General features: G+C 71.6%; 22 protein-coding genes. 12 read left to right on the top strand and 10 right to left on the bottom strand.

The window, feature by feature from the left end:
- Positions 1 to 93: 93 nt before the first annotated feature.
- Positions 94 to 1,821 (bottom strand): ATP-binding protein, encoded by a 1,728-nt coding sequence (locus tag PKE78_RS09580; protein WP_271200646.1) that lies wholly within the window; start codon positions 1,819 to 1,821, stop codon positions 94 to 96.
- 140 nt (positions 1,822 to 1,961) lie between these two features.
- Here PKE78_RS09580 and greA point away from each other — a divergent pair, with 140 nt between their 5' ends.
- Positions 1,962 to 2,441: a transcription elongation factor GreA gene (greA, locus tag PKE78_RS09575; protein WP_271200645.1), complete on the top strand. Its 480-nt coding sequence runs from the start codon at positions 1,962 to 1,964 to the stop codon at positions 2,439 to 2,441.
- A 12-nt stretch (positions 2,442 to 2,453) separates the two neighbouring features.
- Here the strand turns inward: greA and PKE78_RS09570 are convergent, their stop codons facing one another.
- Entirely contained in the window at positions 2,454 to 2,945 is a 492-nt protein-coding gene (locus PKE78_RS09570; RefSeq protein WP_271200644.1) for a cupin domain-containing protein, read from the bottom strand.
- Between the two features lie 188 nt (positions 2,946 to 3,133).
- Between PKE78_RS09570 and PKE78_RS09565 the strand changes: the two genes are divergently transcribed.
- The gene (locus PKE78_RS09565; RefSeq protein ID WP_271200643.1) at positions 3,134 to 6,067 is read left to right on the top strand and encodes a pre-peptidase C-terminal domain-containing protein; all 2,934 of its coding nucleotides are present in this window, start codon (positions 3,134 to 3,136) and stop codon (positions 6,065 to 6,067) included.
- A gap of 144 nt (positions 6,068 to 6,211) precedes the next feature.
- Here the strand turns inward: PKE78_RS09565 and PKE78_RS09560 are convergent, their stop codons facing one another.
- The 7 genes from PKE78_RS09560 to ykgO all read right to left on the bottom strand — a co-directional run bounded on the left by PKE78_RS09560 (position 6,212) and on the right by ykgO (position 11,911).
- The gene (locus PKE78_RS09560; RefSeq protein ID WP_271200642.1) at positions 6,212 to 6,691 is read right to left on the bottom strand and encodes a hypothetical protein; all 480 of its coding nucleotides are present in this window, start codon (positions 6,689 to 6,691) and stop codon (positions 6,212 to 6,214) included.
- On the bottom strand, positions 6,688 to 7,242 hold the full coding sequence (gspM, locus tag PKE78_RS09555) for a type II secretion system protein GspM (protein WP_271200641.1): 555 nt from the start codon (positions 7,240 to 7,242) through the stop codon (positions 6,688 to 6,690). The genes PKE78_RS09560 and gspM overlap by 4 nt, the downstream gene beginning before the upstream one ends.
- Positions 7,239 to 8,255, bottom strand: coding sequence for a PilN domain-containing protein (locus PKE78_RS09550; RefSeq protein WP_271200640.1), 1,017 nt, complete (start codon positions 8,253 to 8,255; stop codon positions 7,239 to 7,241). Before PKE78_RS09550 ends, gspM begins: the two co-directional genes overlap by 4 nt.
- A gap of 74 nt (positions 8,256 to 8,329) precedes the next feature.
- Positions 8,330 to 9,976, bottom strand: coding sequence for a GspE/PulE family protein (locus PKE78_RS09545; protein ID WP_271200639.1), 1,647 nt, complete (start codon positions 9,974 to 9,976; stop codon positions 8,330 to 8,332).
- Positions 9,977 to 10,062: 86 nt separating this feature from the next.
- Positions 10,063 to 11,034 carry an alpha/beta fold hydrolase gene (locus PKE78_RS09540; protein WP_271200638.1) on the bottom strand — a complete coding sequence of 324 codons (972 nt, stop codon included), beginning with the start codon at positions 11,032 to 11,034 and terminating at the stop codon, positions 10,063 to 10,065.
- On the bottom strand, positions 11,034 to 11,696 hold the full coding sequence (locus PKE78_RS09535; RefSeq protein WP_271200637.1) for a tetratricopeptide repeat protein: 663 nt from the start codon (positions 11,694 to 11,696) through the stop codon (positions 11,034 to 11,036). The genes PKE78_RS09540 and PKE78_RS09535 overlap by 1 nt, the downstream gene beginning before the upstream one ends.
- 89 nt (positions 11,697 to 11,785) lie before the next feature.
- On the bottom strand, positions 11,786 to 11,911 hold the full coding sequence (gene ykgO, locus PKE78_RS09530) for a type B 50S ribosomal protein L36 (RefSeq protein ID WP_271200636.1): 126 nt from the start codon (positions 11,909 to 11,911) through the stop codon (positions 11,786 to 11,788).
- Positions 11,912 to 12,183: 272 nt separating this feature from the next.
- On the opposite strand from ykgO, the gene PKE78_RS09525 reads away from it, so the two are divergent.
- The 9 genes from PKE78_RS09525 to PKE78_RS09485 all read left to right on the top strand — a co-directional run bounded on the left by PKE78_RS09525 (position 12,184) and on the right by PKE78_RS09485 (position 19,777).
- The gene (locus PKE78_RS09525; protein WP_271200635.1) at positions 12,184 to 13,074 is read left to right on the top strand and encodes an HpcH/HpaI aldolase/citrate lyase family protein; all 891 of its coding nucleotides are present in this window, start codon (positions 12,184 to 12,186) and stop codon (positions 13,072 to 13,074) included.
- Positions 13,075 to 13,105: 31 nt separating this feature from the next.
- Entirely contained in the window at positions 13,106 to 14,302 is a 1,197-nt protein-coding gene (locus PKE78_RS09520; RefSeq protein ID WP_271200634.1) for a winged helix-turn-helix domain-containing protein, read from the top strand.
- A gap of 90 nt (positions 14,303 to 14,392) precedes the next feature.
- A complete protein-coding gene (locus PKE78_RS09515; protein WP_271200633.1) occupies positions 14,393 to 14,866 on the top strand; it encodes a response regulator in 474 nt (157 codons plus the stop codon).
- Between the two features lie 69 nt (positions 14,867 to 14,935).
- Entirely contained in the window at positions 14,936 to 15,196 is a 261-nt protein-coding gene (locus PKE78_RS09510; RefSeq protein ID WP_271200632.1) for a hypothetical protein, read from the top strand.
- Positions 15,197 to 15,435: 239 nt separating this feature from the next.
- Entirely contained in the window at positions 15,436 to 15,999 is a 564-nt protein-coding gene (petA, locus tag PKE78_RS09505; RefSeq protein ID WP_428981248.1) for a ubiquinol-cytochrome c reductase iron-sulfur subunit, read from the top strand.
- Positions 16,000 to 16,047: 48 nt separating this feature from the next.
- Positions 16,048 to 17,316, top strand: coding sequence for a cytochrome b (locus PKE78_RS09500; RefSeq protein ID WP_271200629.1), 1,269 nt, complete (start codon positions 16,048 to 16,050; stop codon positions 17,314 to 17,316).
- A 35-nt stretch (positions 17,317 to 17,351) separates the two neighbouring features.
- Positions 17,352 to 18,209: a cytochrome c1 gene (locus PKE78_RS09495; protein ID WP_271200628.1), complete on the top strand. Its 858-nt coding sequence runs from the start codon at positions 17,352 to 17,354 to the stop codon at positions 18,207 to 18,209.
- 88 nt (positions 18,210 to 18,297) lie between these two features.
- A complete protein-coding gene (locus tag PKE78_RS09490; protein WP_271200627.1) occupies positions 18,298 to 19,173 on the top strand; it encodes an S-methyl-5'-thioadenosine phosphorylase in 876 nt (291 codons plus the stop codon).
- Between the two features lie 106 nt (positions 19,174 to 19,279).
- Entirely contained in the window at positions 19,280 to 19,777 is a 498-nt protein-coding gene (locus PKE78_RS09485) for a DUF3617 domain-containing protein (RefSeq protein ID WP_271200626.1), read from the top strand.
- On the opposite strand, the gene PKE78_RS09480 is transcribed toward PKE78_RS09485, so the two are convergent.
- Complete coding sequence (locus PKE78_RS09480) at positions 19,774 to 19,950, bottom strand: hypothetical protein (RefSeq protein ID WP_271200625.1); 177 nt, start codon at positions 19,948 to 19,950, stop codon at positions 19,774 to 19,776. The two genes, PKE78_RS09485 and PKE78_RS09480, sit on opposite strands and share 4 nt — an antisense overlap.
- A gap of 213 nt (positions 19,951 to 20,163) precedes the next feature.
- Here PKE78_RS09480 and PKE78_RS09475 point away from each other — a divergent pair, with 213 nt between their 5' ends.
- The gene (locus PKE78_RS09475) at positions 20,164 to 20,832 is read left to right on the top strand and encodes a DUF2076 domain-containing protein (RefSeq protein ID WP_271200624.1); all 669 of its coding nucleotides are present in this window, start codon (positions 20,164 to 20,166) and stop codon (positions 20,830 to 20,832) included.
- Positions 20,833 to 20,892: the final 60 nt, after the last annotated feature.

Here is a 20,892-nt window from a genome sequence, read left to right as displayed (position 1 = left end):
GGCGGTCGCGATACGGAGATCAACATAGTCAGCCGACGAACGTGTGACAACGCGAGCGGCGGCGGTCGCCTGAAAACAGGGCGTGAGCGGACGTCAGGCGACGCGCGCGCGGTCCTCGCGCCGGGCATCGAGCAGCTCTCCGAGGCGCGCGGCGTCGAGAGGTTTGGCGAGCATCTCGTCGATGCCGGCCTCGCGCGCGGCGTCACGGTCCTCCTCGGCCACGTTCGCCGAAACCGCGAGGATCAGCGCCCGCGGACGTCCCGACGCGCGCTCGGCCTCGCGTATGGCGCGGGCGGACGCGAGGCCGTCGCGGCGCGGCATGCGCAGGTCGAGAAGCACCACGTCGAACGGCTCGGCGTCGAAGGCCTCGCAGGCGGCGACGCCGTCGCCGGCCTGCTGCACGGAGCAGCCGAGCCGGTTGAGATGGGCGAAGGCGATCAGCGCGCTCACCGGATCGTCTTCCGCCAGCAGCGCGCGCAGCCCGCCGGCGCGCGGCGGCGCGGATCCGGCGGCCTCCGCCGCCGGCGCGCCAGCAAGCGCGGCGATCGGACGAGGGTCGGCGAGCCGGCTCACGAGCGAACCCGGCCGCACCGGCTTGATCAGGAAGCCGTCGAACCCGTCGGCTGCGAGCGCCGGCAGCTCGCGGCGTTCGGAGGCCGCCAGCAACGCGACGCAGTGCGAAGCGCCGCCGAGCTTGGCGGCGATCGCGAAGGCGTTCGCCCGGCCCGTCGCGTCCCGGTCGATGAGCGCCGCGTCGGCGCGGACGTCGCGCACGGCGGCGGCCACCTCGTGCGGGGCGGATTGGGCGATCAGGGTCGCCGTTGCGCCGCGCGCGGCGAGCGCTTCGACCAGGAACGGCCCGCTGAAGGGCGCGGCCGACAGCACCGCGACGCGGCGGCCCGCGAGCGCATCGGCGGAGACGGGCTGCGCGGCGGCGTCGGCCCCGGGGAGCCGCAGCGTGAAGGTCGCGCCGGCCCCAGGCGTGGACCGGGCGGTCAGCGCGCCGCCCATGGCTTTTGCGAGCCGCTCCGAGATCGCGAGCCCGAGGCCGACCCCGGGCAGGGCGGGATCGGCGCCCGCGCGCTCGAACTCCGCGAAGATTCGGGCGCCGTCCTCCGGGTCGAAGCCCGGCCCGGTATCGGCGACCTCGAAGCGTGCGCCGTCGCCGTCGCGCGCAAGCGTGAGGCCGACGCCGCCGAACGCGGTGAATTTCACGGCGTTGCCGGCGAGGTTGAGCAGGATCTGCCGCAGCCGCGCGGCGTCGCCCGTCATCCGCGCGGGCGCGTCGGCGGCGATGCGGATGGCGAGGTCTAGCCCCTTGTCGTGCGCGCGCGGCGCGAGCAACTCGGCGACCGCCTCCAGCACCTCGGCCGGATCGAACGGAGCGGCCTTTAGCGCGACCGCGTCGGCCTCGATGCGCGACAGGTCGAGAATCTCGTCGACGAGCGACAGCATCGCCTCGGCGGAGGTCTTCATGGCGAGCGCGTAGGTGCGCTGATCGGGCGCGAGCGGCGTGTCGAGCAGCAGCTCGCCGGCGCCCACGACGCCCGTCAGCGGGGTGCGCATCTCATGGGTGACGGCGGCGAGGAACCGGGATTTGGCCCGCGCAGCGGACGACGCGTCGCCGGCGGGGTTTGAACGGTCGTCGCGCCGCGGAGCGCCCTCGCGGTCGCGGGCCTCCCACAGCGCGTCGCCGGCGTTTTCGAGCGCATCCTCGAGCGCGTCCACACGCCGCCGGGCCCGCGTCCAGGCGGCCGTCGCCACGACGGCGATCGCTGCGGCGAAGGCGGCGAGGAGCAGGGCTGCGGCGTCAATACCCACGTGGTCGGTCTCCGGCGGCGCGAGACGTCGCGCGCCGCCGGGACATGCTAGAGTGCAGGGCGTTGCGGAACCCTTGACGACGGGTGCGGCCCCGTAGCCGCCCCGACAGAAGTCCGCGCCAAAGGAAGGCACGACACTGCATGAGCGTCGCGTTCACCCGCGAGCAGGACAACGAGGCGACCGCGGCGGACCTGCCTGACCGCCCGATCTCGCCGCATCCCAATCTCGTCACCGCCGAAGGCCTCGCCGCCCTCGACGCCGCGCTCGCGGAAGCAAGGGCGGCCTACGCCGCCGCGCAGGCCTCGGGCGACATCCAGACCGACCGCACCGCGATGGCGCGCGCGACCCGCGACCTGCGCTACTACGCCGCCCGCCGGGCGAGCGCCGAGCTGGTCGAGCCGCAGCGCGGATCGGGCGTCGCGACCTTCGGCAGCCGGGTGACCTTCGACCGTGAGGACGGGCGCCGCCAGAGCTTCCGCATCGTCGGCGAGGACGAGGCGGACCCCGCCAAGGGCTCGGTGTCCTACGTGTCGCCGCTCGCCCGCGCGCTGGTTGGCAAGGCCGTGGGCGATTCCGCGACGGTCGCCGGCGGCGAGGTCGAGATCGTCGCGATCGACTGAGACGCGGTCCGATCAGGGCCGGGTGTGGATCGGATCGATCCAGTAGACCTCTTCCGGGGCCTCGACCGGGTCGACGTCGGCGATGTTCACCACCACCGCCTCGTTGTCAGACCGCACCAGCACGCATTCGAGCGGGTTGTCGGGGTCGGCGTTGATCTCCTGGTGCGGCACGAAGGGCGGCACGAAGATGAAGTCGCCGGGCCCGGCTTCGGCGACGAACTCCAGCCGCTCGCCCCAGCGCATCCGCGCCCGGCCGCTCACCACATAGATGACGCTTTCGAGCGCGCCGTGATGGTGCACGCCGGTCTTGGCGTCGGGCTGGATCGAGACGGTGCCGGCCCAGATCTTCTGCGCGCCGACGCGGGCGTGATTGATTGCGGCCTGCCGGAACATGCCGGGCGTCTGCGCCGTGTTGGGGTCGAGCCGGTCGCCGCGGATGACGCGCACGCCGTCGTGCTTCCAGCGCTCGCCCGTCTGGGCGTCATGGTCGTGATCGTGGCTCATGGGCGGCCTCCTCTGGCGAAGACGATCCCGCGTCGCGGCCGCGACATCAAGCGGCGGGACTTCTCGGGCCGCCCGCCGGCCATGGTCCAAACGCGCTACGCACTACCACCAGTTGTTTCCGCGATCAGGATTTGCTTGCCTCTGGCTGGGGAACGATCGGCCATAGGCCGACGCCGGGGGAGGACAGCATGCGCGTCGCGGATTTCGATGGGCTCGATCCGGCGTCCGGAGCGGCGTCGCGCGTGTTCGACGACACCATTCCGGGCGACGCCACCACGACGGAGACGATTGCCGTCGGCGGCTCGGAAGTCGGCTACATCGGGCCCGACACCTTTGACCAGGATTGGTACGGCGTCACGCTGACCGCGGGGGAGACCTACACGGTCAACCTCGCCGCGAGCGGCGGAAGCGGGCTGGACCCGTATCTTTACGTCTACGATGAAGCGGGAAGCCTGCTCTACGAGGATGACGACAACGGGCCGGGTTTTGACTCCAGCCTGACCTTCACCGCCACCTACACCGGCCAGTATTACCTCGGCGCCGCCGCCTACCTCGACACCGGCAACACCGGCGAGTACACGCTGAGCATCGACATCGACGTGCCCCCGCCGCCGGCGGACCTGCTCGACTCGATCGACTGGGGCACGCAGGTCTCGACGCCGGACGGGGTGATCCGCGTCTACTTTGCGGAGGACGGCGAGACCTTCGACGGCGAGACGTCGATTGGCTGGAGCGCCTACGAGATCACGCAGGCGATGCTCGCCTTCGAGACCTTCGCCCATATCGTCGACCTCACCTTCGAGGTCGTCGACGATGCTGCGTCGTCGGACTTCCAGCTCGTGCTCGACGCTGAGGCCGGCGGGTTCCTCGGCTACTTCAACCCGCCCGGCACGTTCAACGAGGGCGTGGGCTGGTTCAACGCCGACGGGTCGGGCTGGAGCGACGGGCTGGAGCAGGGCGGCTACGGCTTCATCACGCTGATCCACGAGTTCGGCCACGGTCTCGGCCTCGCGCATCCGCACGACACGGGCGGCACGTCCGTCATCATGGACGGCGTGACGGGTCCGTTCGGCAGCTACGGCGTGGCGGACCTAAACCAGGGCGTGTTCACGACGATGTCCTACAACGACGCGTGGCCGCTCGGCCCGCTCGGCCTGTCGGGGACCTTCGCCTATGGGTGGCAGGGCACGCCGATGGCGCTCGACATCGCCGTACTGCAGGAGAAGTACGGGGCCAACACGGATTACAACTCGGGCGACACGGTCTATGCGCTGCCCTCGGCCAACGCGCTCGGGACGTTCTATTCGGCGATCTGGGACGGCGGCGGCGTCGACGAGATCCGCTACGACGGGACGGCGGGCGCCACGATCGACCTGCGCGCGGCGACGCTGCTGTATGAATATGGCGGCGGCGGCTTCATCTCCTACGCCAGCGACGTGATCGGCGGCTTCACGATCGCGAACGGCGTGGTGATCGAGAACGCGACCGGCGGCTCGGGGGACGACGTGCTGGTCGGCAACGCCGGCCGCAACGTGCTGAACGGGCGCGGCGGCGCGGACGAGATGATCGGCGGCGCCGGCGACGACCGCTACATCGTCGATAACGTCGACGACATCGTGTTCGAGTACGAGAGCGAGGGGACCGACACGGTCGAGGCGTCGATCAGCTACACGCTCGGGGACCATGTGGAGAACCTGAAGCTGACGGGGACGTCGGCGATCAACGGCACGGGCAACGCGCTTGCGAACCTGATCCTCGGCAACGCCGCCGCCAACATCCTGAACGGGGGCGCGGGCGCGGACGAGCTGCGCGGCGGGCTCGGCAACGACCGCTACATCGTCGACGATGCGGGCGACGTCGTGGCGGAGCGCGGCGACCAGGGCTACGACGTGGTCGAGGCCTCCATCACCTACGCCCTGACGGGCAACGTCGAGAGCCTGAAGCTGACGGGGACGTCGGCGATCAACGGGACCGGCAACGCGCTGGACAACGTCCTTCTCGGCAACGTCGCGAACAACATCCTGAACGGGGGCGCGGGCGCGGACGAGCTGCGCGGCGGTCTCGGCAACGACCGCTACATCGTGGACAATGCGGGCGACGTCGTGGTGGAGCGGGCCGATCAGGGCTACGACGTGGTCGAGGCGTCGGTCAGCTACGCCCTGTCCGGGCATGTGGAGAGCCTTAAGCTGACGGGAACGTTGGCGATCAACGGCACGGGCAACGCGCTGGACAACGTTCTTCTCGGCAACGTCGCGAACAACGTGCTGAACGGGGGCGTTGGCGCGGACGACATGCGGGGCGGGCTCGGCAACGACCGCTACATCGTGGACAATGCGGGCGACCGGGTGACGGAGGCCGGCGGCGCCGGCCTCGACACGGTCGAATCCTCCGTGTCGTTCACCCTGGGCGCGAACGTCGAGAACCTGAAGCTGACGGGGACGTCGGCGATCAACGGGATCGGCAACGGGCTGGACAATCTGCTTCTGGGCAATGTGGCGGCGAACCGCCTGAACGGGGGCGCGGGCGCGGACGAGATGCGCGGCGGGCTGGGCGACGACCGCTACTATGTCGACAATGTCGGGGACCGGGTGGTCGAGAACGGCAATGCGGGGCTGGACACGGTGGAGGCGACCGTCAGCCACACGCTTGCAGCCAATGTGGAGAACCTGAAGCTGACGGGGACGTCGGCGATCGACGGGACCGGCAACGGGCTGTCGAACCTGATCCTCGGCAACAGCGCGGCGAACGTGCTCAACGGCGGGCTCGGGGCGGACACGCTCGCGGGCGGGGCGGGCGCGGACATCTTCGTGTTCGACACCGCGCTCGGCGGCGGCAACATCGACCGCATCAACGACTTCTCGGTGGTCGACGACTCCATCCGGCTGGAGAACGCGATCTTCACCGGCCTCGCGGTCACGCCGACCCCCGTCGGCAACGTGCTCGCCGCGAGCGCGTTCACGATCGGCGCGGCGGCGACGGACGCGTTCGACCGCATCATCTACAACGCCACGACCGGCGCGCTGTTCTTCGACCAGGACGGCGTCGGCGGCGCGGGGCAGGTCCAGTTCGCGACGCTGACCGCGGGCCTCAGCCTGACCAACCTCGACTTCCAGGTGGTCTGACCGCGATCGTCAGCGCACGCGGGACACGAGGCCCGGCCGTCCGAGCGCCCGGTCTTGGTCGGGGATGGTCCTCCGGTCAGTCCGGAGGACGACGGGCTCCCTCTGCAAGGCCTCGGCGAGAGCCGATACCCAACGAGGCGGAGGTCAGTCCTGCGTTCCGCCCTGCGCCGGCGCGTCCGGCTTCGGATCGAACAGCCGGTACTCCTCCTCCCGCTCGCCGAGCGTCAGGCGCAGCGCCGCGGGGTCGATCGCCGTCACGAGCCAGCCGTCAAGCATGTCGCCGAGCCGAAGCTGGCTCACCTGTTTCGAGCCGAGCTCTTCGATCACGGCGACGGACTCGTCCGGGCCCTCGATCACGCCGGTGAGGCGGAGACTGGGCTGAACCGCGGGCGGCGGCTCCGGCGCCGCGGCCTCCTCGAGCGGCGCGGGCGCTTCGTCCGCCACCGGGGCGGGCGGCGGCCGGCGCGAAGGCGTGAACAGCGGGCGGTCGCGGAACCCGGTCAGGCTCGCAGCGCCGAGGCTTTGCAGCGGGTTGAGGCCGGAGGGCGGGGGTTCCTGCGCCCGCGCGGACAGCGCCCCGGCGACGGCCAACGCCAATGTCCCGAACGTACGTATCAGGCTCATGGCGCGGCGCTCCGCACCGGGCCCGCCGCGACCAGGCCGACCCGCAGGGCCGGGTTCTCCGGGTCGCCGTCTCCCCCCGCTTCGAGCCGCCGGATCTCCAGCCGCTCGATCGCGATCAGGGGCAGGCCGGTCTCCAGCCCGTGCATCAGCGCGAGCAAGCCGGCGTTGTCGGCGTCGAAGGCGACGCGCAGGCGCACGCGCTCACCGCCCGCGTCTTCGGCCTCCGGAGCCGGCGCGTCCAGGGTCTCGATCACGCTCCCGCCGGACGCCGCGACGGCGTCCGTCAGCAGGCGGCGCAGGCTGGCCTTGGCGAGCTCCGCCGTCGCGCCCGGAACGTAGATCGCGGAGCCGTCGCGCTGCACGGCCGGGCGGCTCTCGGCCTCGCTTACGCGCCGTTCCAGGCTTGCGACGGTCGCCTCCTGGCGCGCGGCGAGGTCATCAAGGTCGCGCGCCGCCAGCAGGTTCAGGGCCGCGAGTGCGGCGAGCGCCGGCGGCGTCGCGAGCGCGAGGCAGAGCGCGGCGAAGCGGAGCGGGCCGCGGGGCGCGGTCATGGCGTTCCTCCGGCGGCAGGAGGCGCGGCCGGCATGCGCTCGGCGGCGATCTCGAACCCGTCGCGGCCGTCCGGTCGGCGTTGCACGGGGGCCGCGAAATGCGCGCCGCGCAGCGCGCCCGTCGCCTCCAGCAGGCCGATCAGCTCGGGCGCGGCCTCGGCGTCGCCGGCGAGCCGCACCCGCGCGCCGTCGAGTTCAAGTTCGCGCAGCGCAGCGCCGTCGGGAAGCGCGGAGGCGAGCCGGTCCACGAAGGTCACCGCGGCGGTCTCCGGGCGCTTTTCCGCGATCAGCGAGGCCTCGCGGGAGCCGCCGCCGGCAAGGCGGAGCAGGGCGGCGCGGGCGGCGGCGGCGCGCGCCTCGAGATCGGCGACGCGGGCTTCGCCGGCCCCGAGCGCGACGAACGACCAGCCGGCGAGGGGCAGCAGCACGAGCGCGCTCGCCGCCGCCGCGAACGCGACCGCGCGGCGGGCGCGGGCCCGCGCGGGATCGCGGCGACCGCGCCAGAGATCGAGCGCGAGCGGCGCGCCTGGGTCGCCGCCGCCGGGCCCGATCGCGGTCGGCGTGAAGCCGGCGGCCTCCGCGCGCGCGCTCCAGAGCTCGACCGTCTCGCGCGCGGCGGCGAAGACCTCGACCTTCAGCGCGCCGTCGGCGGCGTCCTCCTGCCGGTAGGCGTAGACGACCCGCTCCGGCGCCCAAGGCGTCAGCCGGTCGAGGCGCGCGTCCAGCACGGCGTCGAGATAGGGCTTCGTGGCGGCCGGGAAGCTTAGCTCGCGCCGCAGCGCCGCGCCCGGCGGCAGCGTCAGCGCGCCGTTCGCGCCCACGACCGGCGGCGTCAGCTTCCGGGGGGCGCCATCGGGCGCGATCTCGTAGAGCGCTAGCGCGTCGCCTTCGGCCACCGCGACGCGGCGGCGCCGGCCGCCGGCGCGCGCGAACAGCGGCGCCGCCAGAGCGGCGAGGTCGTCCGCGAGGTTACGAAACACGCCCGCAAGCGCCACGGCGCCGGCCCCCAGCATCGGTTCGGGCGATCGCCCTCCGCGCCGACCCTAGCCTGCGGCGCGCCGAGGTCAACGACATCCGCATGACGGCGTCAGCCGGTCGCGCGCAGCACTTCGTCCACGGTGGTCAGCCCTGCGCCGGCCTTGGCGAGGCCGTCCTCGAGCATGGTCGTCATGCCGCCGGCGCGGGCCGCGGCGAGGATGCGGGTCGGGTCGGGGCGGTCGTCGATGCAGGCGCGCACGGCGTCGTCGACGCGCAGCGCTTCGAACACGCCGATCCGGCCGCGGAAGCCGGAGCCGCCGCAGGCCGCGCAGCCGCGGGGGGCGTGGAACGCGGCGCGCGCGGGCGCGGCCGCGCCGCGGGCCTCGCCGACGCCGCGCGCCAGCTCGGCCGCCAGCGGGTCGGACGCCTTGCAGCGATCGCACAGCCGCCGCACCAGCCGCTGGCCCACCACGCCGCGCAGCGCCGCGCGGATCAGGTAGGGCTCGACGCCGAGGTCCGCGAGCCGCAGCACGGCGTCGGCGGCGGTGTTGGTGTGGAGCGTCGTCAGCACGAGATGGCCGGTCAGCGCGGCCTGCGCGCCGACGCTCGCGGTCTCGCGGTCGCGCATCTCGCCGACCATGATCACGTCGGGGTCGTGCCGCAGGAAGGAGCGCAGCGCCGCCGCGAAGGTCAGCCCGATCGCCGGCTTGATCTGGGTCTGGTGCACGCCGGGGATCTGGTACTCGATCGGGTCCTCGACCGTGACGATCTTGCGGGACGGATCGTTGAGCGCGGCCATGGCGGTCGCGAGCGTCGTGGTCTTTCCGCTGCCGGTCGGGCCGGTGACGACCACGACGCCGTGCGGCTCGGCGAGCAGGCGCTCGAGCGTCGAGCGGTCGCGGGGGCTGAGGCCGAGGCGGTCGAAATCCAGCAGCCGGCCGTCCTTGATCAGGATGCGCAGCACCGCGGTCTCGCCATACATGGTCGGCGCGATGGCGACGCGCAGGTCGGCCTCGACGCGGCCGACGCGCACGTTGGCGCGCCCGTCCTGCGGCAGCCGGCGCTCGGCGATGTCGAGGCCCGCCAGAATCTTCACCCGCGAGATCAGGCCGGCGGCGAGATGTTTCGGCAGCGTCTGGTCCACCTTCAGCCGCCCGTCGACGCGCAGCCTGATCCGCACCTCGTCGCGGCCGGTCTCGAGATGGATGTCGGTCGCGCCGGTCTCGACCGCGCGCTCCAGCAGTTCGTCGATGGTGCGCACGATCGGCGCGCCGCGGGCGAGATCCTGCAGCGCCTCGACGGTGTCGGCGCGGGCGCCGTCGGCGGCCTCCGCCGGGCCGTCCAGAGCGGGCGCCTCGGGCGCGCAGCGCTCGAACAGCAGCTCGATCTCCTCGAAGGAGAGCACGACGAAGGCCGGCGCGCGGCCGAGCGCCAGCGCCATGGCGTCGCGCGCGTCGTGGTCCGATGGATCGGCGATCGCGGCGGTCGGAGCCCCGCTGTCGTCGAACGGGTAGGCGCGGGCGTCGCGCAGGAACCGGAGCGAGAGCCCGCCGATCAGCGGCCGGCGCTGCGCCACCTCTGCGAAGGCGGCGCGCGGCAGGCCGTGGGTCTCCGCGAGCGCGTCGGCGAGATCGGAGGCGGGAACCGCGCCCTCGCGCCACAGCGCCTCCGCGCCGGAGCCCATCGTGACCGAATAGCCTCGGGCGGCGAGCCGGCCGGCGAGGTCCGGGGGCGCTGCGAGATCGTGGGCGGTCATGCGCGGGACGCTCGCGAACGGGTGGACGCCGCCGCGACTCTAGAATCCGGCGGCGGCGGTGGAAAGAGCCGCGACGGCCGCCCGCGTCAGCGGTCCGGGCCGGCGCGGCGCGCCAGCGCGTCGATCTCGGCGACCACGCGCTCGGTCGCGCTCCAGTGCGGCATGTGCCCGGCGCCGGGCAGCACCACCAGCTTCGAGCCGGCGACCTGACGGTGCAGCGCGCGGGAATGCAGCGTCGGCGAAACGGTGGAGTCGGCGTCGGCTGTGACGATCAGCGTCGGCTGGCGGATCGCGCCGTAGCGCGGCGCCTGGGCTTCGATGAACGGCTTCAGGTCCGTCAGGTCCTGCGCGTTGGCGCGGAACTCGGACGGGCGCAGCAGCAACCGCGCGTCGGTGCGGACGACGTAGTCCGGCGGCGGGCTCGCGGGCGCGAACACGCTCTCCACCGCCTTGTCGAAGGTGGCGAGGCCGACCGGCGCCACCACGGTCGCTACGAACAGGTCGCCGATCAGAGGCGTCGCCGCGACGCTGTTGTACCAGGCGACGCCGCCGGGCCAGGAATGGGTGGCGCCGGCGATGGTGACGAGGCCGGAAACCCGATCGGGATGGTCGAGCGCGAGATTGGCCGCAAGCGCGCCGGACCAGGAGTGGCCGACCGCCACCACCCGTCTCACGCCGATCGCGTCGAGCGCTTGCAGGATGGCGGCGCCCTGGCGGGCGGGCGAGGCCATCTCGCGGCCACCGAGCCGGTCGCTGCGCCCATGGCCGGGGCGGTCCACCAGCACGACGCGGTGACGGCGGGCCAGAAGATGGCCGATCGAAAGCTCGAGGTCCTTGAGGTTGCCGCTCGCGCCGTGCAGCAGCAGCAGCGTGCGGCCGGAGCTCGTCCCTTGCGGCTCCAGCACGACGACGTTGAGCGCGCCGCCGGCGACGGCGACGCGGCGGGCGACGCCATGCTCGGCGAGGGCGGCGGAACGCCGGGCCTCCACGGCGGTGGCGGCCGCAAGCAGGGCGGCGAGCGTCGCGAGGACGGCCGCCGCGGCGAGACCCGCGCGCATCAGATCGGCTGGCCCTCGACCTTCAGCGTCAGCTCGTCGACCTCGCGCTTGAGGCCGTCAATCTGCGGATGGATCGCGAGCGCCTTGCGGAACGCCCCGAGCGCCGGCTTGTCGAGACCGGATTCGCGCAAGATGCGGCCAAGCCCGAGCCAGGCGCCGAAGTGGCGCGGCTCGCGCACGAGCGCCTCGTGCAGGTCCATCATGGCGCGGTCGTAGTCCTTGCCGAGGAAGTGCAGCGTCGCGCGGCGATTCCAGCCTTCCGCGAACTGGGGCCTCAGCGACACCACACGGTCCATCAGTTTGATCGCGACGTCGGCCTTGGCCTTGCGCTGGGCCTCCAGCGCGCGCGAGGTCAGGAGGTCGGCGGTGTCGCTCCCGGACCGCATCCACAGCGCCTGCACGGCCCCCGCGATGCGGCGGGCGGCGGCGGGATCCTCGGTCTTGGCCAGACGTTCCAGCAGCCCGTCGACGGCCTTGCCCTGATCGGCGGTCGATGGGGCGTCCGCGGGCGGCGGCGCGGCGGGAGGCGGCGGCGCCGGCAGTATCGGGGTGGAGCCTTCCGGCGAGGCGTCGGGCGGCAGCGCCGGCTGCGCCATGGCGGCTGAAGCGCCGCCGAGAGAGAGGAGGGCGGCAAGCGCCGCGGACTGAGCGAAACGCGTCATGGCCCGGAGCTTAGGCTCCGGACCGGCGCGGCGTCAAAAATCTTCGGCGTGAAGCGCGGCGGACATGGGCGTCCGCCGGCCGCGCGGTCTCAGCCCTGGCGGGCCTTGTAGCGCTTCTGCGTCTTGTTGATGACGTAGACGCGGCCCTTGCGGCGCACGAGACGGTTGTCGCGATGGCGGTTGCGCAGGGACTTCAGCGAGTTGCGGATCTTCATCGGTCTCGTCCTCAAGACGCCGGCCGCTGGCGCGGCGACTTGCGTCGGTCGTGTTCGTGTTCGTCGGGGCGGACAGGTCACGGCCCGGCCGCGACCTCGGCGACCGCCGGTTCGGGCCGCCTTCTAGTCGGACGCGGCCCAATTTGCAAGGCCGGCGGCTCCACGGCGGCGCCCCGCCCGCCATCTCGCACCTGCGAAAGGCGACGTTGCGATGGCCTTGTCGGCCGGACTAGGTTCGTCGCCAACGATAACATCGGAAGGGGAGATCGAGAATGGCTTCGGATCTGCGTCTGCGCCGCAGCGTGCTGTACATGCCGGGCTCGAACCAGCGCGCTCTCGACAAGGCGAAGACCCTGGCCGCCGACGCGCTGATCCTCGATCTCGAGGACGCCGTAGCGCCGGACGCGAAGGAGCTCGCCCGCGAGCAGGTGTGCGCTGCGGTGAAGAGCGGCGAATACGGCCACCGCGAGCTGATCATCCGCGTGAACGCGCCGCAGACGCCGTGGGGCGAGCAGGACCTGAAGGCCGCGATCGAGGCCAAGCCGGACGCCATCCTGATGCCGAAGGTGTCGTCGCCGGCGGTGCTCGAGAGCATCGCGAACCGGCTGGAGGCGATGGACGCGCCCGAGGACATCAAGATCTGGGCGATGATCGAGACCCCGGCGGCGATTCTCAACATCAAGGAGATCACGGCCGTCCGGAGGGTGATGCCGGAGGCGCGGCTCACCTGCCTCGTTCTCGGCACCAACGATCTCGCCAAGGACACCTGGGCGCAGCTCGTGCCCGGACGCGCGCCCATGCTGCCCTGGATCATGTTCGCGCTCGCCGCCGCCCGCGCCGACGGCCTGTCGATTCTCGACGGCGTCTGGAACGACATCGCGGATGTGGAGGGCTGCCGAACCGAATGCCGCCAGTCGCGCGATCTGGGCTTCGACGGCAAGACCATCATCCACCCGAACCAGATCGAGCCCGCCAACACCTCCTTCGCGCCGACGGCCGAGGAGGTGGCGCGTTCGCGCAAGGTCATCGACGTGTTCGACCTGCCGGAGAACGCCCGAAAAGGGGCGATCAAGATCGACGGCCGCATGTACGAGCGCCAGCACATCGGCATGGCGCGGCGCGCGGTGGCCTGGCACGAGGCGATCTCGGCGCGGGACCAGTGACGGCCGGCGGGTCGCGCTCCAGATCGGGGCGATGATCGAACTTTCCGCATCCGAGGCGCGGCGCGTCGCTCTCGCCGCGGTCGGCCTCGACCGGCCGCGGCCGGCGCGCGCGGGCCGCGCCGCGCTCTTCGGCATGTTCGACCGGCTGGGGATGGCGCAGATCGACAGCGTCAACGTGCTCGCCCGCGCGCACACGCTGCCGGCGTTCTCCCGGTTCGGCGGCTACGACGTCGGACTGCTCGAGACGATGAGCTCGGGCAAGCGGCGCGCCCTGTTCGAGTACTGGGGCCATGAGGCCTCGCTGATCCGCGCCGATCTCCAGCCCAGCCTGCGCTGGCGCATGGCGCGGGCGCGCGACGGGCGAGGGATCTATGACGGGCTCGCCCGATTCGGCCGCGAGCGCCGCGCCTTCATTGACGCGACGCTCGCCGAGATCGCCCGGCGCGGCCCGCTCGCGGCGCGCGACCTCGACGCCGGCGAGAAGGGCGCGGGCGGCTGGTGGGGCTGGAGCGACGCCAAGCGCGCGCTCGAATGGCTGTTCTGGGGCGGGCTCGTCACCACCCATGGCCGCCACGGATTCGAGCGCGTCTACGACCTGCCGGAGCGGGCGACGCCGGAGATCGCGGCGCTGCCCACGCCGGACGACGCCGAGGGGCAGCGGCGCCTGATCGGGGCGGCCGCGCAGGCGCTCGGCGTCGCGACCGTCGGCGATCTGCGCGCCTATTGGCGGATCGGCCCGCAGGATGCGGCGGCCCGGGTCGCCGAGCTGGTCGATCAGGGGGCGCTGATCCCGGCGCGGGTGGAGGGCTGGCGGCAGCCGGCCTATCTCGCGGCCGGAACCGAGCCGCCGCGCCGGCGTCCTCGCGCGGCGGCGCTGGTGTCGCCCTTCGACCCGCTGCTCTGGGAGCGGGACCGCGCCGAACGGCTGCTGGGCTTCCGCTACCGCATCGAAATCTATGTGCCGGAGCACAAACGGCAGCACGGCTACTACGTGCTGCCGCTGCTGATAGGCGAGCGGATCTCAGCGCGGCTCGACCTCAAGGCCGACCGCGCCGGCCGGCGCCTCGTGGTGGCCGCGGCCTGGCTGGAACCCGGCTCCGCAGCCGGACCCACGGCGGAGGCGGCGGCCGACGAGTTGCGCCGCGCGGGGGCGTGGCTCGGCCTCGACCAGGTCGCGGTGCAGCCGAAGGGCGATCTCGCCGCCGCTCTCGCCGCCCTGACGCGTTGACGTCGCTCACGAATTCCGGCGCGCCGGTGGCGCGCGCCGCAAGTTTGCGTTAACCCTGCGGGCCTTTCGCGGACTCCGGGGGTCGAGACGATGCGGGTTCTGATCGTCGAGGACGACATGATCATCGCCGGTCATCTCGGGCCTCTGGTCGCCCGGGCGGGCCATGAACTCGTCGGCCTCGCCGCGGACCGCGGCAGCGCGATCGCGCTGCTCCAGTCCACGACGGTCGACTTCGCCTTCGTCGACATCCACCTGATCGACGGCTGGACCGGCGTCGACGTCGTCCGCGCGGCCGTCGCCTCCGGCGCCGTCGCCGCCTTCACCACCGCCAACTCCGGGCTTGTGCCGAACGATTTCGCGGGCGCGGTGGGGCTGGTGGAAAAACCCTATGACGAGGCCCGCATCCTCGCCGTGCTCGCCTTCGTCCAGGCGCGGCTCGAAGGCGGGCAGGAGGTCGCGCCCCCGGAGGGCTTCGCGCTGTCGCCCTATTGGAAAGGCCGGCCGAAAGGCGCCTTCGGGTCGTCGCCGTCGACGCTTCTCCCGCGCGCGAACCTTCACGTCTGAGGAAGTCGGCGATTCGCGTCAGCGGCGCTTTCATGGCACTGTGACGCCGCTTGGAGCGGAGGCGGTCCGATGGCGCGTTACGCAAGCGGCCTGCTGGTCTTCGCGCTCACGATAGGGCTGTTTTTTTTAATCGGAGCGTTCTGCATCTACATCGTGAAGACGGTGCACTGGATCCCTCCCGTGGTCGTTTTCGGCGTTGCCGGCGGCCTGTACACGATGCTCGTTCTGTTCATTCTCCATAGCTTCGCGGGCACGCTTTCGCCGTCGCCGGAGGAGCTTCGCGACCAGGCCATGAGCCGCGAGAACGAAGCCGAAGGCGATCTGCTCTAGACGCCTCTGACGAACGCCACGCCACCGCTGCGATCTCTGGCGCGCCGAATATTAAGGCGCGGCAATAGTTCCCGTGCGACACGGTGTCATAGGGTTGGGGCCGGGGTGGACAGTCTCCGACCTTAGTGCGAGATAGCCTCAAAGATCAGAGCCGTTCCAAGATGCGGCTCGCGCGGTGGGACGGGGGCGCGAAAGCCCTCCAACCCGGCGCGGCATGGATGCGTGAGGAGACTGATCTCTTGGCAGCGACGCATGACGCGCAGGATCCCAATCGCCGGGATTTCCTGTTTCTCGCCACCGGCGCGGCGGCCGCCGTTGGCGGCGGGTTCCTCGCCTGGCCGTTCGTGGCGCAGATGAATCCGGACGCTTCGGCGCTTGCGCTGGCGACCACCGAAGCGGACATCAGCCAGATCGCCGAAGGCCAGGTCATCACGGTCAAGTGGCGCGGCAAGCCCGTCTTCATCTGGAACCGTTCGAAGCAGCAGATCGACGAGGCCAACGCGGTCGAGCTGTCGCAGCTTCCCGACCGGCTGGCCCGCAACCAGAATCTCCCCGACGACGCTCCGGCGACCGACGCGAACCGCGCGGCGAAGGACAAGGAGAACTGGCTGGTGGTGGTCGGCGTATGCACTCATCTCGGCTGCGTTCCGATCAGCCAGCAGGGCAACTTCGGAGGCTGGTTCTGCCCCTGCCACGGCTCGCACTACGACGGCGCCGGGCGCATCCGCCAGGGGCCGGCGCCGGAGAACCTGCACGTGCCGCCGTTCGCCTTCATGGGCGACACCAAGATCACCATCGGCTGAACGAGACTGCGGCCCAGCTGAAGCCGCGGCGATGAGGCAAGAGGGACGATGCAAGGACACTCGACCTACCAGCCGAAGGGCGGCGTCGCGAAGTGGTTGGAGGACCGGCTGCCGATCGTCGGCCTCGTCCATTCCAGCGCGGTCGCTTACCCGGTCCCGCGTAACCTGAACTACTTCTGGACCTTCGGCGGCATCCTCACCTTCATGCTCGTCGCCCAGATCCTGACCGGCGTGGTGCTTGCGATGCACTACACGCCGGAGGCGACCAAAGCGTTCGCGTCGGTCGAGAAGATCATGCGCGATGTGAATTACGGCTGGCTGCTGCGCTACCTGCACGCCAACGGCGCGTCGATGTTCTTCATCGCGGTGTACCTCCACATCTTCCGCGGCATGTACTACGGCTCCTACAAGGCGCCGCGCGAGATCCTCTGGATCCTCGGCGTGCTGATCTTCCTGCTGATGATGGCCACCGCCTTCATGGGCTACGTGCTGCCCTGGGGCCAGATGTCGTTCTGGGGCGCGACCGTTATCACCAACCTGTTCTCGGCGCTGCCGGGCGTGGGCGAGGCGATCGTGACGTGGCTGTGGGGCGGTTTCGCCGTCGACAACCCGACCCTGAACCGCTTCTTCGCGCTGCATTACCTGCTGCCGTTCATCATCGCGGGCGTGGTCGGGCTGCACATCTGGGCGCTCCACCATGTCGGCCAAAACAATCCCACCGGCGTCGAGGTGAAGGACTTCCGCAAGGACACGCTGCCCTTCACGCCCTACGCGACCCTGAAGGACGCTGTGGCGCTGGTCGCGTTCCTGCTGTTCTTCTCCTACTTCGTATTCTACGTGCCGAACTACCTCGGGCACGCCGACAATTACATCGAGGCGAACCCGCTGGTGACGCCGTCGCACATCGTGCCGGAATGGTACTTCCTGCCGTTCTACGCGATCCTGCGTGCAATCCCCTCCAAGCTCGGCGGCGTGATCGCCATGTTCGGCGCCATCGCCGTCCTGTTCGTGCTGCCGTGGCTCGACACGTCGAAGGTGCGCTCGGGCAACTACCGGCCGATGTTCCGGATCTTTTTCGGCTTGTTCGTAGCGAACGCGATCCTGCTCGGCTGGCTCGGATCCAAGCCGGCGGAGCAGCCCTACGTCGCCGTGGCGCAGGCCGCGACGGTCTATTACTTCGGCTACTTCCTGGTCATCCTGCCGCTGCTGGGCTGGTACGAAAAAACCAAGCCCCTGCCGAACTCGATCGCCGAATCCGTGCTCGGCGGGCACGGGACGCCGGCCGGCGCCGTGGCGGCGCCCGAGCGACGGGGCTGAAGGCGGCGATGACCATGCGTTCGGAAAGCATGCCCATGACCCTCTCCCGCCTCGCGCGGTCGCTTGCGGCCGCGGCCGTCCTCGCCGTCACGCTGGGCGGAGCCGGCGCGGCCCACGCCGCGGAAGCCGGCCCCAAGCCGCCGATGCAGTCGTGGAGCTTCTGGGGACCGCTCGGAAAGTTCGATCCCGGCCAGCTCCAGCGCGGCTTCAAGGTCTATCGCGAGGTCTGCTCCAGCTGCCATTCGCTCTCGCTGGTGTCGTTCCGCAACCTGATGCAGCCGGGAGGCCCGCAGTTCTCGGAAGGACAGGTCCGCACCATCGCGGAAGAGTACAAGGTTCAGGACGGGCCGAACGACAGCGGCGACATGTTCGAGCGTTCGGCTCGGCTCTCCGACGCCTTCCCGAAGTCGTTCCCGAACGAGCAGGCCGCGCGCGCGGCGAACGGCGGCGCCTACCCGCCGGACTTCTCGCTGCTCGCCAAGGCCCGCACCTATGAGCGCGGCTTCCCCTGGTTCCTCTGGGATATCTTCACGCAGTACCAGGAGCAGGGGCCGGACTACATCCACGCCCTGCTGGTCGGCTACGAAGCGCCGCCGGAGGGCGTCAAGCCAAGCTCGCCGGGCCTGCACTACAACAAGTACTTCCCCGGCCACTGGATCGCTATGGCGCAGCCGATCCAGGACGGGCAGGTGGAGTACACCGACGGGACGCCCACGACGATCGACCAGTACGGCAAGGACCTCGCCGCCTTCCTGATGTGGACCGCCGAGCCGCACCTCGCGGCGCGCAAGGGCACCGGTCTGGTGGTGATGATCTTCCTGGCGATCTTCCTCGGGCTGCTCGTCTACGTGAAGAAGAAGGTGTGGAGCGCGGCGAAGCCGGTTCACGCCTGATCGCCTGGCCTCGGCCGAAGCGGATAGGATCGACGGCGGGCCATCGGCCCGCCGTTTTCATGTCAGGCCGGCGCAGCGGAGACGACCCATGACGAAAGCCATCCTCGGCGTGATCGGCGGGTCCGGCGTCTACGATCTGCCAGGACTCGAGGACGTGCGCGAGCTCGACCTGACAAGCCCCTGGGGGACGCCGTCGGCGAAGCCGAAGCAGGGCCGCATCGGCGCGACGACGATCGTGTTCCTGCCGCGTCACGGCGCGGGGCATCGGCTGTCGCCGTCGGACATCGACTATCACGCGAACATCGACGTGCTGAAGCGCGCCGGCGTCACCGACCTCGTCTCGCTTTCCGCGTGCGGCTCCTACCGCGAGGAACTGCCGCCCGGGACCTTCGTGCTGGCGGACCAGTTCATCGACCGCACGTTCCGGCGCCAGCCCACCTTCTTCGGGCCGGGCTGCGTGGCGCATGTGGCCTTCTCGGACCCGGTCGCGCCCAATCTCGTGGCCCGGCTCGCCCGCGCCGCAGCGGCGGAATCCGTGCCGCACGTGGTCGGCGGGTCCTACGTCTGCATGGAGGGGCCGCAGTTCTCGACCCGCGCGGAGTCGACGACCTACAAGGCCATGGGGGCGTCGATCGTCGGCATGACCAACATGCCGGAGGCCAAGCTCGCCCGCGAAGCGGAGATCTCCTACGCCACCGTCGGCATGGTGACGGATTACGACGCCTGGCGTCCGCACGAGGCCGGCGTCGATGTGGCGGACGTCATCGCCGTGATGCGCGACAACGGCGACAAGGCCCGCCGGCTGGTCGCGCGCCTCGCGGCGGATTTCCCCGCCGAGCATGAGCCGTGCCCGGTCGGCTCCGACCGCGCGCTCGATTTCGCGATCATCACGGCGCCCGAGCACCGCGACGCCGCGCTGCTCGCGAAGCTCGACGCCGTGGCCGGCCGCGTTCTCGGGCGCTAGGTCGGGCATACCCCACAAGACCCATTGCTCCGGCGCGCCCGCCGCCGCAGCATCGCCCGCCGCACGGATTCGCAACGCGCGGCTGGTCCACAGGATGAACGCCGCCATGCTCGCCGCCGTCCGACTCGCCTTCGCAGGTCTTGCTCTCGCAGGTCTCGCTCTCGCCGCAACGCCGGCCTTCGCCGACCGTCCGCCCACGCGCGCGCCCGGCCTGTGGGAGACCGCGACCATCACCAACGCCGGCCGCACGGTGGCCCGCGAATGCATCGACGCGCGCACCGACCGTATCGTGCGTCAGGCGACGTCGGGCGTGACCTGCCGCAACGACGACTTCAAGCGAACGGCCGAAGGCTACGCCGCCGGCGCGATCTGCCGCTCCGGGGGCATGTCGGTCGACAACAAGGTCGAGATCACTGGCGACTTCGCGACCTTCGCGCGCGTGGCCACCGTCACGGTGATGTCCGGCCTGCCGGGCGAAGCCGGGCCGCGCACCTTCACCTCCGCAATCGAGGCGCGCCGTCTCGGCGATTGCCAGCCGGACCAGCGGCCCGGCGACGTCATCCTGCCGAACGGAACGGTCGTGAACGTTCCGCCCGCGCGCTAGTTCGCCGGATCGCGGCTCTCCGCGTCGTAGACCCGCTCGGCTCCACGCTCCGCGGCGATCTTTTCCGATCGCGTCGTCTGGCGGTTGCGCAGCATGCCGTAGCTGAGCGCGACGCCCAGCACGATCACGCCGCCGACCGTCAGGATCAGCCAGAGGACTCCTCCGCCTTCCATCCGTCGTCTCCTTCAGGGTTGCGCGGCGCCGTCCAGAGCGCCGCCGTCATCCTCAAAGGGGCAGCGGGGCGCTTTGGTTCCCTGCGAAGCTCCGCCGCCGTCCATCGGCCGCGCTTCCGCCAACAAAACGTCACGACGTTATCGGAACCCCGCCACAACCAATGGCGATCCTCAAGCGTTGCAAGGGTTTCGACGCCTCAGGAGGGCTTCGTCATGAACGCCGAAGAACGCCGTCTGATCGCGGGCCTGTTCGACAGGCTGCGCGGCGTGGAGAATGGCTATCGCGACCCCGAGGCGGACGAGTTCATCCGCGAGCAGGTCGCGCGACAGCCGCATGCGCCTTACGCGATGGCGCAGACGCTGATCGTGCAAAATCAGGCGCTGGAAGCGGCGCAGGCGCGCATCGGCGAGCTGGAGCGCGCGCTCGACGAGACGCCGCGCGGGCCGCAGACGGCGACGCCCTGGGGCCCGCGCGCGAGCGAGGCCATGGGCGCTCCCGCCGGCTTCGGCGGGCAAGGCGAACGCGATCCGGATCAGGACTACGGGCGACGGCTGTCCTACGGCGATCGCCCGTTCGGGCAGAACCCCTACGGCGCTCCGCCGCCGGCGGCCGCTCCGTCGCGCGGCGGCGGTTTTCTCGCAGGCGCCCTGACAACCGCAGCCGGCGTCGCAGGCGGCGCGTTGCTGGTCTCCGGCATCCAGTCGCTGTTCGGCGGGGAGGAAGCCCAGGCCGCCGGCGCCGCTGCGAACGCGGCCGAGCCGCAGGCGGACGCCGGCGCCGCCCCCGAGGACGCGGGCGGCGGCTGGTTCTCCGGCCTGCTCGGCGGCGACGAGGCTGGGTCGACCCCGCCGGACGACGGCGGCGACAGCGACTGGATCTGACGGCCAGGACATCGAAGCAGGGGCGAGTTTGCGGCCGCGCGGCAGCCGGGCGGTCGCCAG

It is taken from the genome of Methylopila turkensis (assembly GCF_027922325.1).
Taxonomy (GTDB): Bacteria; Pseudomonadota; Alphaproteobacteria; order Rhizobiales; family Methylopilaceae; genus Methylopila; species Methylopila turkensis.
Note: the sequence above shows the minus strand (reverse complement) of the source record. Positions and strands in the feature narration are given on the sequence as shown.